The organism is Cellulomonas triticagri, from assembly GCF_003696205.1.
Taxonomy (GTDB): domain Bacteria; phylum Actinomycetota; class Actinomycetes; order Actinomycetales; family Cellulomonadaceae; genus Cellulomonas; species Cellulomonas triticagri.
On sequence record NZ_RFFI01000115.1, the window covers coordinates 1 to 14,184 of the forward strand.

The following is a 14,184-nucleotide window of genomic DNA, read 5'->3' on the forward strand; positions in this document are numbered from 1 at the left end:
CCGCCGCCCAGCGCGCCCACCGGGTCACCGCCGAGCACCTGCGGCGCCGCGACCCCGCCGCCGCGATCACCCACGCGCTCGCCGGCGGCGACCCCGCGCTCGCCGCGCGGGTGCTCGGCGCGCACTGGCCGGACCTGCTCGTGGCGGGCGAGGTCGGCACCATCGAGCGCATGCGAGACCGCATCCCGGCGCCGTTCGACTGCGACCCCGACGTGCTGCTCGCCCTCGCCGCCGCGCGGGCCGTCGACGAGCCCGGCGACGGCCCGGGCGGGGAGGACCGGTCGGTCGCGGCGGTCATCGACCTCGTCCGGCACCTGCTCGTCCTGCGCCGCCCCGACGACGCGTCCTGGCTCCGGGGTGCCGCCCTGGTGGACGCCTCCGACCTGCCCGACACCGCGCGCGCCGTCGGGCAGTACCTCGTCGGCCGGGCCGAGCTGCTGCGCCCCGGCGGGGAGGGCGCCGCCGCCGGGCGGCTGGAGCAGGCGTCCGCGCTCGCGCGCAGCCGGGGCTGGCCCGCGCTCGACATCGCCTGCCGCGCGGAGCGGTCCTGGGCCCTGGTGCGCGCCGGGGACCTGCGCGGGGGCGCGCTGCACGCCGAGGCGGCCGTCACCGACGCGCGGGAGCACGGCTGGTGCGGCAGCAGCACCGTCGCCGCCGCGCACCTCGCCCGCGGCACCGTCGCCTACTGGCGGGACCGGCTGGACGAGGCCGCGACCGCGCTCACCGAGGCCGCCGACGCCGCCACCGGGACCCGGCCCGACCTGCTGCTCCAGGTCGCGGCCGTGACCGCCCTGGTCCGCCTCGCGCAGGGCGACGCCGACGGCCTCGCGCGGGCGCACGCGCTGCTCGCCGACTTCCCGCCGGACCTGGTGGACGGCGACGCCGCCCGCGCGGTGCTGCGCTTCGTCGCCGCGATGGAGGCGGAGGCCCGCGGCGACCTCACGACCGCCCTCGCGGACCTCGCCGTCCCCGAGGGCTCGCCCCGGACCGCCGTCCTGGTGTGGCAGGCCGAGGCGCAGCGGCGCAGCAATGACCCCGAGGCGGCCTGGGGCCGGATCGCCGAGGCCGAGGTGCAGGGTGGCCTGCCCGCCCACGTCCGGGTCGCCCTGCACGCCACCGAAGCGCTGCTGCTCGCCGACCAGGGTCTGGTGCCCGCCGCGCACACCGCGCTGGAGCGCGCGCTCGACGACGCCGCGCCGCTCGGGCTCGTGCGACCGCTGCGCCGCCGCGCCGCCGACCTGCACGACCTGCTGTCCGCGCACCTGGAGTGGGGCGGCGCCCACGACGAGCTCGTGGCCCGGCTGCTGGTCGCCGAGCAGCGCTGCCCCGCGCCCCGGGCGTCGGCGTGGGAGCTCACCGAGCGCGAGCGCGAGGTGCTGGGCTGCCTGCGGTCGTCGCTGACCTCCGAGGAGATCGCCGCGAGCCTGTTCGTCTCGGTGAACACGGTGAAGACCCACATGCGGGCGATCTACCGCAAGCTCGGTGCCGACGGCCGCCGCCAGGCCGTGCGGACGGCGGTGCAGCGCGGGCTGCTGTGACCGTCAGCGCCGGACGGCGTAGCGCAGCCAGACCGTGCCGTTCGCGAACCGGTGCTCGTCCACCAGGTCCAGGTCCAGCCGCAGGTCCGCGGGCCAGAACCGCAGACCGCCGCCGACGCTGACCGGCGCGAGGAGCGGCTGCACCTCGTCCACGACGCCCGCGCGCAGCGCCACCGCGGCGAGCGTCGGACCGTCGATCGTGACGTCGTGGTCCAGCCCGTCGACCAGCGCCCGCACCGCCGCGGGGTCGAACGTGCGCTCCAGCCGGGTGCGGGCCGTCGTCGGCGCGTCCAGCGTCGAGGAGAACACCACCTTGTCGGCCGCCTGCCAGACCTCCGCGAACTCCCGCGCGAAGTCCGGGACGTCCGGCTGCTCCAGGACCGTCTCCCAGAACGACATGACCTCGTACATCCGGCGCCCGTACAGGTAGGTGCCGACCGACCGCATCTGCTCCGACAGGAACTCGTGCACCGGGCCGTCCGCCCCGCCCCAGTCGCTGCCGCCGGCCGGGTCCGACGCGTAGCCGTCCAGCGAGGTGAACATCGAGTAGATCAGCCGCCCCATGCGAGGTGACCGTACGCCGCGCGAGGCCCACCCGCCAGGGTCCCCGGGTGGCCGCACCCTGGCGTCGAACCGGGCGAAACGGTACGAACCGTGGGTGAAGTTCCCGCTCACCGACTCGGCTCCGGCGCCCGTGCGCCGATGGACAAGGTGATGCCCACCTCGATCACGGGACCCCGGCGCCGTGTCACGGCCCCCGGCCCCACGCTCGCCGCCGCCGCGGCGCTCGTCGCCGTCCTCGCCCTGGTCGAGCGCGCCACCGGCCTGCCCGGCCTCACCGCCGCGGGCGGGGTCGTCGCGGCGGCCACCGGCGGCGTCGTCCTGCGCCAGCAGGTGCAGCTCCGCGCCGTCGAGGAGCGCGGGCTCTGGCGCTGGTGCGGCTGGGCGGTCACCGCCGTCGCCGCCGGGCTCACGGTCGAGGCGGTCGTCGACCTCGCCGCCACCGGTGTGGCAGCGTCCTGGCTGCGCGGCGCGGGGCTGACCGTCGGCGGCGTCGTCGCCGTGCTGTGCGCCTACCAGGGCCTGCTGAGCTGGAACAGGTTCCGCACGTCGGCCGCGCACCCCGCCGACTGGGTCAACGCCGTCGGGTCGATGCTCGGCACCCTGGCGCTCGGCGTCTACCTTCTCGCCGTCAGCCCGCTGACCACCGAGGGACCCGGCTGGGCGCTGGAGGGCCACCTGCTGCGCGCCTCCGCCCTCGTCGTGCTCGCGGTCACCACCCTCGTCGTCACGGTCGCGGGCGGGCTGCGCGACGACCCGCGCGCGTGGCTGCTGACCGCCGGGCTGGTCGGGATGTCCGCCGTCGAGCTGCTGACCGCGCCCACCGCGCCGGTCGCCGTCGCCCCCGCACCCGGCCTGCTGGTCGTGCTCACCTGGACGGCCCTGACGCTCGTGACCGCCGCCGCCGGGTCCGTGGCCCCGCCGACGCTGCGCGGGCACTTCGCGTCCACGCAGGTCGTCACCATCTGCGCCATGGTCGCCGTGGTCGCCGGGACGGGTGTGCTGCTGCTGAACGGCCTGCGTCCCAGCGGGTCGCTGCTCGTGCCCGTGCTCGCCACGGCGGGCGTGCTCGGCGGCTGCGTGCGGATGACCCGCACGTTCAGCGAGCTCGCCGCCCTCGCCGCCACCCGGCAGGAGGCCCGCACCGACCCGCTCACCGGCGTGCCGAACCGCCGGGCGATGCTCGAGGTCGTCGACCGGTTCGCCGCCGCGCGCACCGGCGCCGCGCTGCTCGTCATCGACCTCGACCGGTTCAAGGACGTCAACGACCGGTACGGCCACGCCGCCGGGGACGTCGTCATCCGCACCATGAGCGCCCGCCTGCGGTCGCGGCTGGACGGCGGCGGCGTGCTCGCCCGGTTCGGCGGCGACGAGTTCGCCGTCGTCCTCGACCACCACGACGTCGAGCAGGCCACCACCGTGGCGCACGCGCTGCGCGCGGCCGTGCGCGAGCCCGTCGACATCACCGGCCGCGTCGTCCGCCTCGACGCCAGCATCGGCGTCGCGAGCACGGCGTTCGGCGACCACCGCGACGGCGAGCTGCTCCGCTGGGCCGACACCGCCATGTACGCCGCCAAGCGCGACGGCGGCGGCGTGCGGGTCTACGACGAGGCCGCCGACGCCCGCGACCGGGACGAGATGACGCTCGCCGACGAGCTGCGGACGATGCTCACCACGCAGTCCTGCGGCCACGGCGACCTGGAGCTGCACTACCAGCCGCAGCTCGACTGCACGGACGGGCGGGTCGTCGGCATGGAGGCGCTGGTCCGCTGGCGGCACCCCGAGCGCGGGCTGCTGCCCCCCGTCGCTTTCATCGACCTCGCCGAACAGACCGGCTCGATGTTCGCCCTCACCGAGCGCGTGCTGGGGCAGGCCGCGGCCCAGGCCGCCCGCTGGCAGGGCGACGGCCGGGACCTCGCCGTCGCCGTCAACCTGTCCACCTCCTGCCTGGAGCACCCGCGCCTGCTCGACACCCTCGACGCCGTGCTCGCCGACTCCGGGCTGCGCCCCGAGGGGCTGGTCGTGGAGATCACCGAGACCACCCTCATGCACGACCCCCGGCACGCCGTCGCGGTCACCCGCGCCATCGCGGACCGCGGCATCGGCGTCAGCATCGACGACTACGGCTCCGGGTACTCCTCGCTGACCTACCTCAACGAGCTGCCCGCGGGCGAGCTCAAGCTCGACCGGTCGTTCACCGCGCGGCTCACCTCCGACGAGCGCACCCGCGCCATCGTGTCCGGCACGCTGGAGCTCGCGCACCACCTGGGGCTGCGGCTGATCGCCGAGGGCGTCGAGGACGCCGCGACCGACGACGCCCTGCGGCTCATGGGCTGCGACCGGGCGCAGGGGTACCTGCACAGCAGGCCGATGCCGGTCGCGGACGCCGACGCGTGGCTGCGCGCGCGGGACGCGGCGACGCCGGCCGAGGTGGGCGACGCGGCACCGGCCCCGACGGTGCCCGGGACCCGGCGCCCGGCGTCCCCGTCGGTGGGGGTCCCCGGCCCGGAGGACCGCGCGGACATCCTCCCCACGCCGGACGGCCCGGACTTCCCGACGGCCACGACGGTCGCGCCCCGTCCCCGCGGGGCCGACCTCCGCACCTGACCCGACCGCCGGACAGCCGGACCCTCGAGCGCGAGGGCGGCGCTCAGTCGTGCTGGGTCGCCAGGTGGACGACGAGCAGGGCGATGTCGTCGTCCGGGGCCCCGTCCTCGCCGACGCGCGCGAGCAGGGCGTCCGCGAGGTGCACCGGGTCCAGCACCCGGTCCGGGTCGTCGGCGACGCGGGCCCGCGCCTCGGGGACGAGCTCCGCGACGAGCCCGACCAGCCGGTCGATGCCGTCCTGCAGGTGCTCCCCGCGCCGCTCCACCAGCCCGTCGGTGTAGAGCAGCACGGTCGAGCCGCGGGGCACGACGACCTCGGCGTCGGTGCGCACGGTCCCGGACGAGACGCCGAGCACGAGCTCGGGCTCCGCGGCGGCGAGCTCGCGCACCGCACCGTCGGGGTCGACCAGCAGCGGTGCGAGGTGCCCGGCGTTGGTCCACCGCAACCGGGTGGTGCCGGCGGCGCGCTCGCCGGCGTTCTGCTCCAGCCGCATGACGACGGCGGTCGCCATCGCCTCGACGCCGAGGGTCTCCAGGGCCCGGTCCAGCGCGCCGACCACGGCCCGGGGCGGACCGCCGGTGGTCACCGCGATGCCGCGCAGCAGGGTGCGGACCTGGCTCATCGCGGCGGCGGCGTGCCGGTCGTGGCCCATGACGTCGCCGATCACGAGGACGGTCGAGCCCGCGGGCTGCACGAACGCGTCGTACCAGTCGCCGCCGACCTGCGCGGCCTCGGCCGCGGGGACGTACCGGACGACGACGGACAGGTCGTCCGGCTCGGCGGGGGCCGACAGCAGGGCGCGTTGCAGCGTCTCGGCCATCTTGCGCTGCGACTGGTAGTGCTGCGCGGTGTCGAGCGCGAGCCCCGCCCGGTCGGCGACCTGGACCAGCAGGGACAGGTCCTCGGGCGCCAGGTCCTCGGCGTGCGCGTCGTCCAGGAACAGCGTGACCGCCCCGACGGTGCGTCCGCGCGCCCGCATGGGCACGACGTACCCGGTGCGGGGCGCCAGCGAGCGCAGCACGTCGCGGGCCTCGCCGGACAGCACCCCGGAGATCGCGTCGGTGGCGCCGGGCACGACGACCGGCTCGCCGGTCCGCAGCGCCTGGTGCAGGAACGACCCCGGCGCGAGCGCCCCGAGCCGCAGCTGGGCGTACCGGGCGACGACGGGTCGCAGCGCGGGGTCGGCGTGCCACCCGGCGATGTCGCGCAGGTGCCGCTGCTCGTCGCGGAGCGTCACGAGGCACCACGAGCCGAAGTCCCGCACCAGGTGCCGGGCGAGGCGGCCGACGGCGTACTCGGTGTCCAGCGTGGAGGACAGGTCGGCGCTGACGGTGGACAGCAGCTCGAGGCGCTGCCGGGTCTTCTCGGCGAGGGCGCTGGCCTCGGCGCGCTGCTGCTCGGCGTCGTGCCGGGCGGTGATGTCGTGGAAGTACACGGACAGCCCGTCGGGGCCGGGCCAGGCGCGCACCTCGAACCAGGCGTCCAGGGGCGGCGGGTAGTACGCCTCGAACGTCCGGGGCTCCCCCGTGGCGACGGCGCCGCGGTAGTGCTCCTCGAACGAGGAGCCGACGGCGAACGGGAACAGGTCCCACAGGACGCCGCCGAGCAGCTCGCCGCGGGGCCGCCCGAGCACCCGCTCGGCCTCGGCGTTGACGTAGGTGAACCGCCAGTCGTCGTCCAGAAGGAAGAACGCCGACGCCATGGACTCCAGCACCCGGGACAGCCGGTCGTCGGCCTCGCGCTCGGCGGTCGTGTCGTAGGCGGCGCCGAGCATCCGCACGGCGGTGCCGTCGGGCCCGGGCAGCGCGGAGCCCCGCGCGCGCACCCAGCAGGTCGTTCCGTCGGGCCGGACGACCCGGTAGTCCGCGCGGTACTCGGTGCACCCGTCGATGGCCCGGGTGATCGCCTTCGCGACCCGTCCGCGGTCGTCCGGGTGCAGGCACGCCTCGAACGCCGCGATGGTGCCGCCGAAGTCGGCGCGGGACACCCCGAAGAGCGCGTGCAGCTGGTCGTCGAACTCCAGGCGGCCGGTGACGAGGTCCCAGTCGAAGGAACCGATGCCCGCCGCGGTGACGGCGAGCTGCCAGCGCACCCGGTCGGCCTCGTACTCCACCGCGAGGGCGGACAGCTCGAGCTCGGCGACCGCGGCGGCGGCGAGGTCCCGCAGCACGAGGACGTCGTCGGTGGACCAGGCCCGCACCTGCGGGTCGAAGACGCACATGGCGCCGACGACGTGCCCGTCCTTGCCGACCAGCGGGACACCCAGGTAGGCGCGCACCCGCCCGTCCGACACCGCCCCGAGGTCCTGCAGCCGGTCGTCGGCGCTCGCGTCGGTGACGATCAGCGGCTCGCCGAGGCGGGCGGTCACCGTGCACACGGAGTCGTGCGCGGGCGACCGCTCGCCCGTCGAGCCGACGGCGCCCCCGGCGGCCGCGCCGACGACCTGCTCGGAGCCGATGAGGGAGACCTGCGCGGCGGCGGCGTCCAGCAGGCGCGAGGCGAGCTCGGCCAGCCGCTCCAGCGCCGGGTTGCCCACGGAGGCGAGCAGCCGCTCGGCGGCGGCGAGGCGCAGGCCGCTGACCTCGTCGGACGGCGCCACGTGACGTTCGGACACGGCCCCCTCCTCCGGTCGCCCTGGTGGGGCCGAGCATAGGGGAACCGGCTGTCCGGCGCGGGGAGGTCGCCCGCGCCGGACCGGGTCAGGCCCGGGCGGTCGCCGCGTCCCCCGACGAGGCCGCGGGCGTGCCCGCCTCCCCCGGTGCGAGCCGCTCGCGGTCGTCGGCCATGAGCATCCGCGCCACGACCGTCACGACGAGGATCACGCCCGCCATGATCAGGTAGGAGTGCGCGAAGCCGATCGCGTCGTACGACAGGCCGAAGACCGTCGCGAAGATCGCGATGCCGATCTGCTTGGCGAAGTTGAAGCCCAGCATGTACGCCGTCGCGGAGATCCGGACGTCGAACATCCGGGTGATGTACTTCATCACCGAGACCAGCAGGAACGGCATCTCGATCGCGGCGAGCAGCCGCCACACGATGAGCAGCCACTCGTGGGTGAAGAACGCCGAGCCGAGCACCCGGACCAGCAGGATCGCGGCGAACACCATGAGGCCCTTGCGGGCGCCGATCCGGTTGACGATGAACGGCGCGGCGACCATGAACGCCGCCTCCGCGAAGATCTGCACCGCGACGACCCGCGAGAACAGCACCTCGGCGTCACCGCTGGTGACGAAGGTGGCGAAGTAGTTCGGGAACTGCTGGTCGAAGACATCGTACAGCGCGGCGGTGCCGAACATCAGCACGACGAACCCGACGAAGCTCCGGTCGCGGAGCAGCCCGAGGATGGTCGCCTTCGTGATGCGGGTGCCGCCCGCGGTCGCGTCGGCGTCCCCGGCGCCGTCAGCCCCGGACGCCTGCTCGGCCACCTTCGGGACCCGGGCGACGAACAGCAGCGTCCCGAGCACGATCGCCGAGACGGTCCCGGCCCACCAGATGCTGTCCGGGTTCGCGGCCCAGAGGAACCCGCCGACCAGCGCGGCCGTGCCGCCCGCCAGCGAGCCGAACAGCCGGGCGTGCCCGTACTCGTAGCCGTTGGCGCGGCTGGCGCGCTCGGAGAACGCCTCCACGACGCCGACGCCCGAGTTCAGACACAGGCTGAGGAAGATGCCGCCGACGACCGCCGCGAGGTACTCGTTGACCCCGATCAGGGGCTGGAACACGAAGACGAAGAACGGCCCCATGAACGCCGCGCACAGCACGACGAACGCGAACAGGTACTTCTTGAACCCGAGCCGGTCCTGCAGGTACCCGTACACGGGCTGCAGCAGCAGCGCGGTGATCGCGGAGACCGTGCTGACCACGCCGATGGGGCCGGTGCCCATGCCCTCGCGGGCGAGCCACAGCGGCAGGAACGTGAACGCCAGCTGCCAGATCGCGAAGTAGAAGAAGAACAGGCCGCCGTAGTTCCAGAACACGCCGCGCCGCAGGGACTCCAGGGCGCGGGGGCGGGGGTCGGACGGGGTGGTGCTGGTGGGGCTGGTCGTGCTGGTCACTGGGGGTCTCCGGCGGGGCTGAGGACGGCGGTGCTGGTCGGGACGGGGCGGGTGTCGGGCACGGGCGTGCCCCACACCGGGTTGCCGTCCGCGTCGAACGGCAGGACCTGCGCGCGGGCGTGCCGGTTCGGGTCCCACAGCGGGTCGCCCTCGATGTGGGTGTAGGACCGGGCGTGGTAGACCAGCACCGGCGTGCCGTCGGGCAGCTCGGTGAACGAGTTGTGCCCCGGCCCGTACTGCCCGACGGCCGGGTCGGACACGAACACCGGTTCCGGGCTCTTGGTCCACGACGCCGGGTCCAGCAGGTCCGACGAGACGTCGGCGGTGAGCACGCCCATGGCGTAGTCGATCCCGGTCGCCGCACCGGAGTACGTCAGGAACACCCGACCCCCGCGCACCAGCACCGAGGGGCCCTCGTTCACCCAGAAGCCCTTCACCTCCCAGTCGAACTCCGGGCGGGTCAGCTCCACCGCCGGACCCGCCAGCGTCCACGGGTCCGCCATCGGGGCGATGTAGATGTTCGAGTGCCCCCGCACGTCGAACGCCTGCTGCGCCCAGACCAGGTACTGCGTCCCGTCGATCACCGCGCTCGTCGCGTCCAGGGCGAACGACTCCCACCCGGTGTCGACCTGCCCGCGCTCGATCCACTGGCCCTCGAACGGGTCGTCGGCGGTGTTCTCCAGCACGTACACCCGGTGGTTGAACGTCTCCGCGGTCCCGGGGACGTCAACCGTGCCGTGGTCGTTCGGCGCGGCGGCGTAGTACACGTACCAGGCGTCGCCGACCCGGTGGATCTCCGGGGCCCAGATCAGGTGGCTCTGCGGGCCGTCGGCGTGCGCCGACCAGATCGTCACCTCCTCGGCCGCCTGCAGGTCCTCCAGCCGCTCCGCACGGCGCAGCACGATCCGGTCGTACGCCGGGTACGACCCCGTGAAGTAGTACTGCCCGCCGTGCCGCAGCACGCTCGGGTCCGCGCGCTGCAGCACGATCGGGTTCACGCCCACGTCGGTCACATCGTCTCCTCGTCGAGACCCCCGGACCCTCCCGGGGGCGGCTTCTCCATCGTTGTATGTTGACGTTCACATACCGTACGCCCGCCTGTCCAGCGGGCGACCGGGACCACGGTCCCGCGCGTCGCCCGCACCGTCCGTGGCGCCGACCCCGGCGCGGGTAGCCTGACCAGCACCGATCAGCCGACAGCCCGGAGCCGACCGATGCCCGTCCCCGTCCCGCCCGACGACGCCCCCGCGCCCGCGGGGAACGCCGCCCCCGCCCGCTGGGCGCCCGGCGCCCGGGACTCACGGATCCCGCCGCGCTGGCTGCCGCGCGCCCTGTTCATGACGGTGGTCGCCGCCTTCGCCGCGATCCTGGTCTGGCGCGCCGCGTCGATGCTCGGCACGGTCATCACGATCATCGTCATCTCGTGGTTCGCCGCCCTGGCTCTCGAGCCGATGATCCTGTGGCTCGGTCGCCGCGGCATCAAGCGGCCGCTCGCCACCGGCATCTCGATGATCGGCACGCTCGTCGTCGGCATCGGCGTGCTCGTCATGCTCGGCGGCGTCTTCGTCGACCAGCTCGTCGAGCTCGTGCAGTCCATCCCCGGCTACTACGCGGACCTGCGCGTCTGGCTGGACGAGCAGTTCGACGTCACGGTGCCCCCGACCGACGAGCTGCTGAGCAACGCCGGGAACTACGTCGGCGACATCGCCCCCGGCGTCATCGGCGTCGGCACCTCGATCGCGGGCGGCCTGTTCACCGCCACGGCCGTGCTGCTGGTCGTCTACTACATGGCGTCGGCGGGCCCGAAGTTCCGCGCGGCCGTGCTCCGCTACCTCGCCCCGCACCGCCAGCGCGAGGTGCTGCGGCTGTGGGAGGTCTCGCAGGAGAAGGTCGCCGGGTTCATCACCTCGCGCATCGTGCTCGCGGCGATCTCCACGGCCACGACGTGGCTGTTCCTCATGCTGCTCGGCATCCCGTACGCGCTGCCGCTCGCGGTGTTCACCGGGCTGGTCTCGCAGTTCATCCCGACGGTCGGCACCTACATCGGCGGCGCGCTGCCGGTGCTGCTCGCCCTGACGGTGTCGCCGCTGCGGGCGCTGGCGGTGCTGGCGTTCATCATCGCGTACCAGCAGGTCGAGAACCTCGTGCTCACCCCGAAGGTCTCGCAGCGCTCCCTGGAGCTCAACCCGGCGGTCGCGTTCCTGTCCGTGCTCGCGTTCGGCGCGGTGTTCGGCCCGCTGGGCGCGTTCCTGTCGCTGCCGGTCGCCGCGACCATCCAGGCCGTGATGAACACGTACCTGCGCCGCCACGAGCTCGTGGACCCGAGCCTGCTGGAGGAGGAGGTCGTGCGCCGCAAGCAGCACGACCGCACGGAGGCGAACGAGACGGACGCGGCGGACGAGGCGGACGACGCCTCCGCGCCCGGCGCCACCCCGGGCGCTTAGGCGTAGAACACGCGCTCGACCACCTGGCGCGCGCGCCGGGCGGCCCGCAGCCAGCGGTCCTCCAGGTCCTGACCCGTCGTGGGCTCCTCGCCGAGCGCGTCGCCCAGCACCGCCGCCACGCCCGTGAGCACCTGGCGGTCGTGCGGCAGCACGTCGGCCTGCGACCCGCCGGCCCGGCCGGTCCACAGCACCAGCGCGTCCCGCACCCGGGACGCCAGGTCCCACGCCTCGGTCAGCACCTCGGCGTCCTCGGCGGTGACCAGGTCGGCGTCCCGGGCGGCCGCGAGGGCGTCGAGCGTCGACGTCGTGCGCAGCCCGGGCACCGCGTGCGCGTGCTGCAGCTGGAGCAGCTGGGCGGTCCACTCGACGTCGGCGATGCCGCCCCGGCCGAGCTTGACGTGCCGGGTCGGGTCGACCCCACGGGGCAGCCGCTCGGACTCCACACGGGCCTTGATCCGCCGGATCTCCCGCACGGCGGCGGGGTCGAGCCCGCCCTCCGGGTACCGCAGCGGGTCCACCAGCGCGACGAACCGCTCCCCCAGCGCCGTGTCGCCCGCGACGGGCCGGGCGCGCAGCAGCGCCTGGCTCTCCCAGACGAGCGACCAGCGCGCGTAGTACTCGGCGTACGCGTCGAACGACCGCACCAGCGGGCCGTTGCGCCCTTCGGGGCGCAGGTCGGCGTCCACCTCCAGCGTCGGCTCGGGGCCGACGGCACCGAGCAGGGCCCGCAGCCGCGTCGCGGTGCCGGTGGCGAACTCCTGGGCCAGCACCGGGTCCGCGCCCGGGTGCGGGTCGTGCACGAACAGCACGTCGGCGTCCGAGGCGTAGCCCATCTCCCGACCGCCGAGGCGTCCCATGGCGACGACCAGCATGGCCGTCGGGTCGGCGTCCAGGTGCCGCGCCGCACGCTCCTCCCACGTCGCGACCCGCAGCGCCCCGGCGAGCAGCACGTCCGCGGTCGCGGTGAGGCTGCGCGAGGCCCGGGTGCCGGTGACCACGCCGAGCACGTCGGCGACGGCGGTCCGCGCGAGCTCCCGACGGCGCAGCGCGCGCAGGGCGGTCAGCGCGGGCACGGGCTCGGTCGCGCGGGTCAGCACGGCGTCCGCCTCGGCGGCCAGGCGCTCCTGGCTGCGGGGCTCCAGGTCGGCGTCGTCGTCCAGCCACGCGACCGACTCCGGCGACCGGGCCAGCGCGTCGGCGACGTACCGGGACGTGGACAGCGCGCGGGCGAGCCGCTCCCCTGCCGAGCCCGAGTCCCGGAGCATCTTCAGGTACCAGTGCGTGCCACCGAGCTCCTCGGACAGCCGCCGGAACGCCAGCAGCCCGCCGTCGGGGTCGGGACCGTCGGCGAACCAGCCGAGCATCACCGGCAGCAGCTGCCGCTGGATCGACGCCCGCCGCGACACCCCCTCGGTGAGCGCGGCGATGTGCCGCAGCGCGCCCGCCGGGTCGCGGTACCCGATGGCGGACAGCCGCTCGCGGGCCTCCTCGGGCGCGAGGCTGGCCTCGGCCGTGGACAGCTGGGCCGTCGCGGGCAGCAGCGGGCGGTAGAACAGCGCCTCGTGCAGGTGCCGGACGTCGCGTCGGACCTGCTTCCACCGGTCGGTCAGCCCCTGCGCGCCCTCGGCCCGCATCCCCACCGACCGGGCGAGCCGGCGCAGGTCCGCCTCCGCCGTCGGCATCAGGTGCGTGCGGCGCAGCCGGTGCAGCTGGATCCGGTGCTCGATGGCCCGCAGGAACCGGTAGCAGACCGCGAGCTGACCGGCGTGCTCGCGCCCGACGTACCCGCGCTCGGAGAGCGCCGCCAGCGCCGTGAGGGTGTTGCCGCTGCGGATCTCCGGATCGGCCCGTCCGTGCACCAGCTGCAAGAGCTGCACCGTGAATTCGACGTCCCGCAGCCCGCCCACGCCGAGCTTGATCTGCCGGTCGGCCTCCGCGGCGGGGACGTTCTTCTCGACCCGGCGGCGCATCGCCTGGGAGTCCGCGACGAAGTTCTCCCGCCGCACCGCCTGCCACACCATCGGGTTCATGGCCTCGACGTACGCGCGCCCGAGGTCGACGTCGCCCGCCAGCGGCCGGGCCTTGAGCAGCGCCTGGAACTCCCAGGTCTTCGCCCAGCGCTCGTAGTACGTCCGGTGCGACTCCAGGGTGCGCACCAGCGGGCCGTCCTTGCCCTCCGGGCGCAGCGCCGCGTCCACCGGCCACAGCGCGGGCTCGCCCGACGGACCGCCGCACGCCCGCGCCAGCGCCGTCGCGAGCCGGGTCCCGGCCGCCAGCGCGGCGGCCTCGTCGGCCCCCTCGACCGGCTCGGCCACGTAGATCACGTCCACGTCCGAGACGTAGTTCAGCTCGCGGCCGCCGGTCTTGCCCATGCCGATCACCGCGAGCCGCACGTCGGCCCCGTGGTCGTCCAGGTCGGCCCGCGCCAGCGCGAGCGCCGCCTCCAGCGCGGCCGCCGCCAGGTCCGCGAGCGCCGCCGCGACGCCCGGCAGCCGGGTCAGCGGCTCCCCGCAGGTCAGGTCGGTCGCGGCGATGCGCTGCAGCCGGGCCCGGTAGGCGCGGCGCATCGCGTCCACGCCGTCCGTCCCGGTGAGCGTGGCGACCGGCACGGCCGCGTCCGGGTCGGCGCCGACGGCCACCAGGAGCTCCGCCCGCACCTGCGCCACCGGGACGCCGGTGCCGGGCTCGTCGTCGAGGACGACGTCCAGGTGCTCGGGGTGGGCGCTGAGGTCGTCGCCCAGGGCCACGGACGCGCCGACCACGCCGAGCAGGCGGTCCCGGGCGGGGCCGTCCTCCGCCAGCGTGCGGGCCAGCCGGTCGCGCCGCGCGGGGTGGCCCTCGACCGCGCCGGCGATCTTGGCGAGCGCCAGGAGGGCCTGGTCGGGGTCGGCCGTCCCGGCGAGCGCGGGGACCAGGGCCTCGACGGCGGCCGCTGCGCGGACGTCGCCGGTGCCGTCAGCACGAGGCGCGGCGGCAGCCGCC

At 75.5% G+C, this 14,184-nt stretch carries 8 protein-coding genes; 3 read left to right on the plus strand and 5 right to left on the minus strand.

The annotated features are described in order from the left end of the window. Positions 1–1,538: LuxR family transcriptional regulator (locus tag EBM89_RS16680; protein WP_233571804.1), on the plus strand; the 1,538-nt coding region annotated here is incomplete at its 5' end. A 3-nt stretch (positions 1,539–1,541) separates the two neighbouring features. Here EBM89_RS16680 and EBM89_RS16685 read toward each other — a convergent pair. Next, positions 1,542–2,102, minus strand: a complete 561-nt coding sequence (locus EBM89_RS16685; RefSeq protein ID WP_122150779.1) for a dihydrofolate reductase family protein — start codon at positions 2,100–2,102, stop codon at positions 1,542–1,544. Positions 2,103–2,252: 150 nt separating this feature from the next. Between EBM89_RS16685 and EBM89_RS22490 the strand changes: the two genes are divergently transcribed. Then, positions 2,253–4,706 carry a putative bifunctional diguanylate cyclase/phosphodiesterase gene (locus EBM89_RS22490; RefSeq protein WP_147463592.1) on the plus strand — a complete coding sequence of 818 codons (2,454 nt, stop codon included), beginning with the start codon at positions 2,253–2,255 and terminating at the stop codon, positions 4,704–4,706. Positions 4,707–4,749: 43 nt separating this feature from the next. Here the strand turns inward: EBM89_RS22490 and EBM89_RS16695 are convergent, their stop codons facing one another. The 3 genes from EBM89_RS16695 to EBM89_RS16705 all read right to left on the minus strand — a co-directional run bounded on the left by EBM89_RS16695 (position 4,750) and on the right by EBM89_RS16705 (position 9,771). After that, complete coding sequence (locus EBM89_RS16695; protein WP_233571805.1) at positions 4,750–7,320, minus strand: SpoIIE family protein phosphatase; 2,571 nt, start codon at positions 7,318–7,320, stop codon at positions 4,750–4,752. Positions 7,321–7,405: 85 nt separating this feature from the next. After that, positions 7,406–8,758 (minus strand): oligosaccharide MFS transporter, encoded by a 1,353-nt coding sequence (locus EBM89_RS16700; protein WP_233571806.1) that lies wholly within the window; start codon positions 8,756–8,758, stop codon positions 7,406–7,408. Then, positions 8,755–9,771: a glycoside hydrolase family 43 protein gene (locus tag EBM89_RS16705; RefSeq protein WP_122150782.1), complete on the minus strand. Its 1,017-nt coding sequence runs from the start codon at positions 9,769–9,771 to the stop codon at positions 8,755–8,757. The genes EBM89_RS16700 and EBM89_RS16705 overlap by 4 nt, the downstream gene beginning before the upstream one ends. A gap of 201 nt (positions 9,772–9,972) precedes the next feature. Between EBM89_RS16705 and EBM89_RS16710 the strand changes: the two genes are divergently transcribed. Beyond that, positions 9,973–11,202: an AI-2E family transporter gene (locus tag EBM89_RS16710; protein WP_122150783.1), complete on the plus strand. Its 1,230-nt coding sequence runs from the start codon at positions 9,973–9,975 to the stop codon at positions 11,200–11,202. Here the strand turns inward: EBM89_RS16710 and EBM89_RS16715 are convergent. Continuing rightward, positions 11,199–14,184: bifunctional [glutamine synthetase] adenylyltransferase/[glutamine synthetase]-adenylyl-L-tyrosine phosphorylase (locus tag EBM89_RS16715; protein ID WP_122150784.1), on the minus strand; the 2,986-nt coding region annotated here is incomplete at its 5' end. The genes EBM89_RS16710 and EBM89_RS16715 overlap by 4 nt on opposite strands.

What these genes read in the sequence shown, in the direction of transcription:
- EBM89_RS16710 (WP_122150783.1), top strand. Translation starts at nt 9,973, where the DNA reads ATGCCCGTCCCCGTCCCGCCCGACGACGCCCCCGCGCCCGCGGGGAAC.
- EBM89_RS22490 (WP_147463592.1), top strand. Translation starts at nt 2,253, where the DNA reads ATGCCCACCTCGATCACGGGACCCCGGCGCCGTGTCACGGCCCCCGGC.
- EBM89_RS16685 (WP_122150779.1), bottom strand. Translation starts at nt 2,102, where the DNA reads ATGGGGCGGCTGATCTACTCGATGTTCACCTCGCTGGACGGCTACGCG.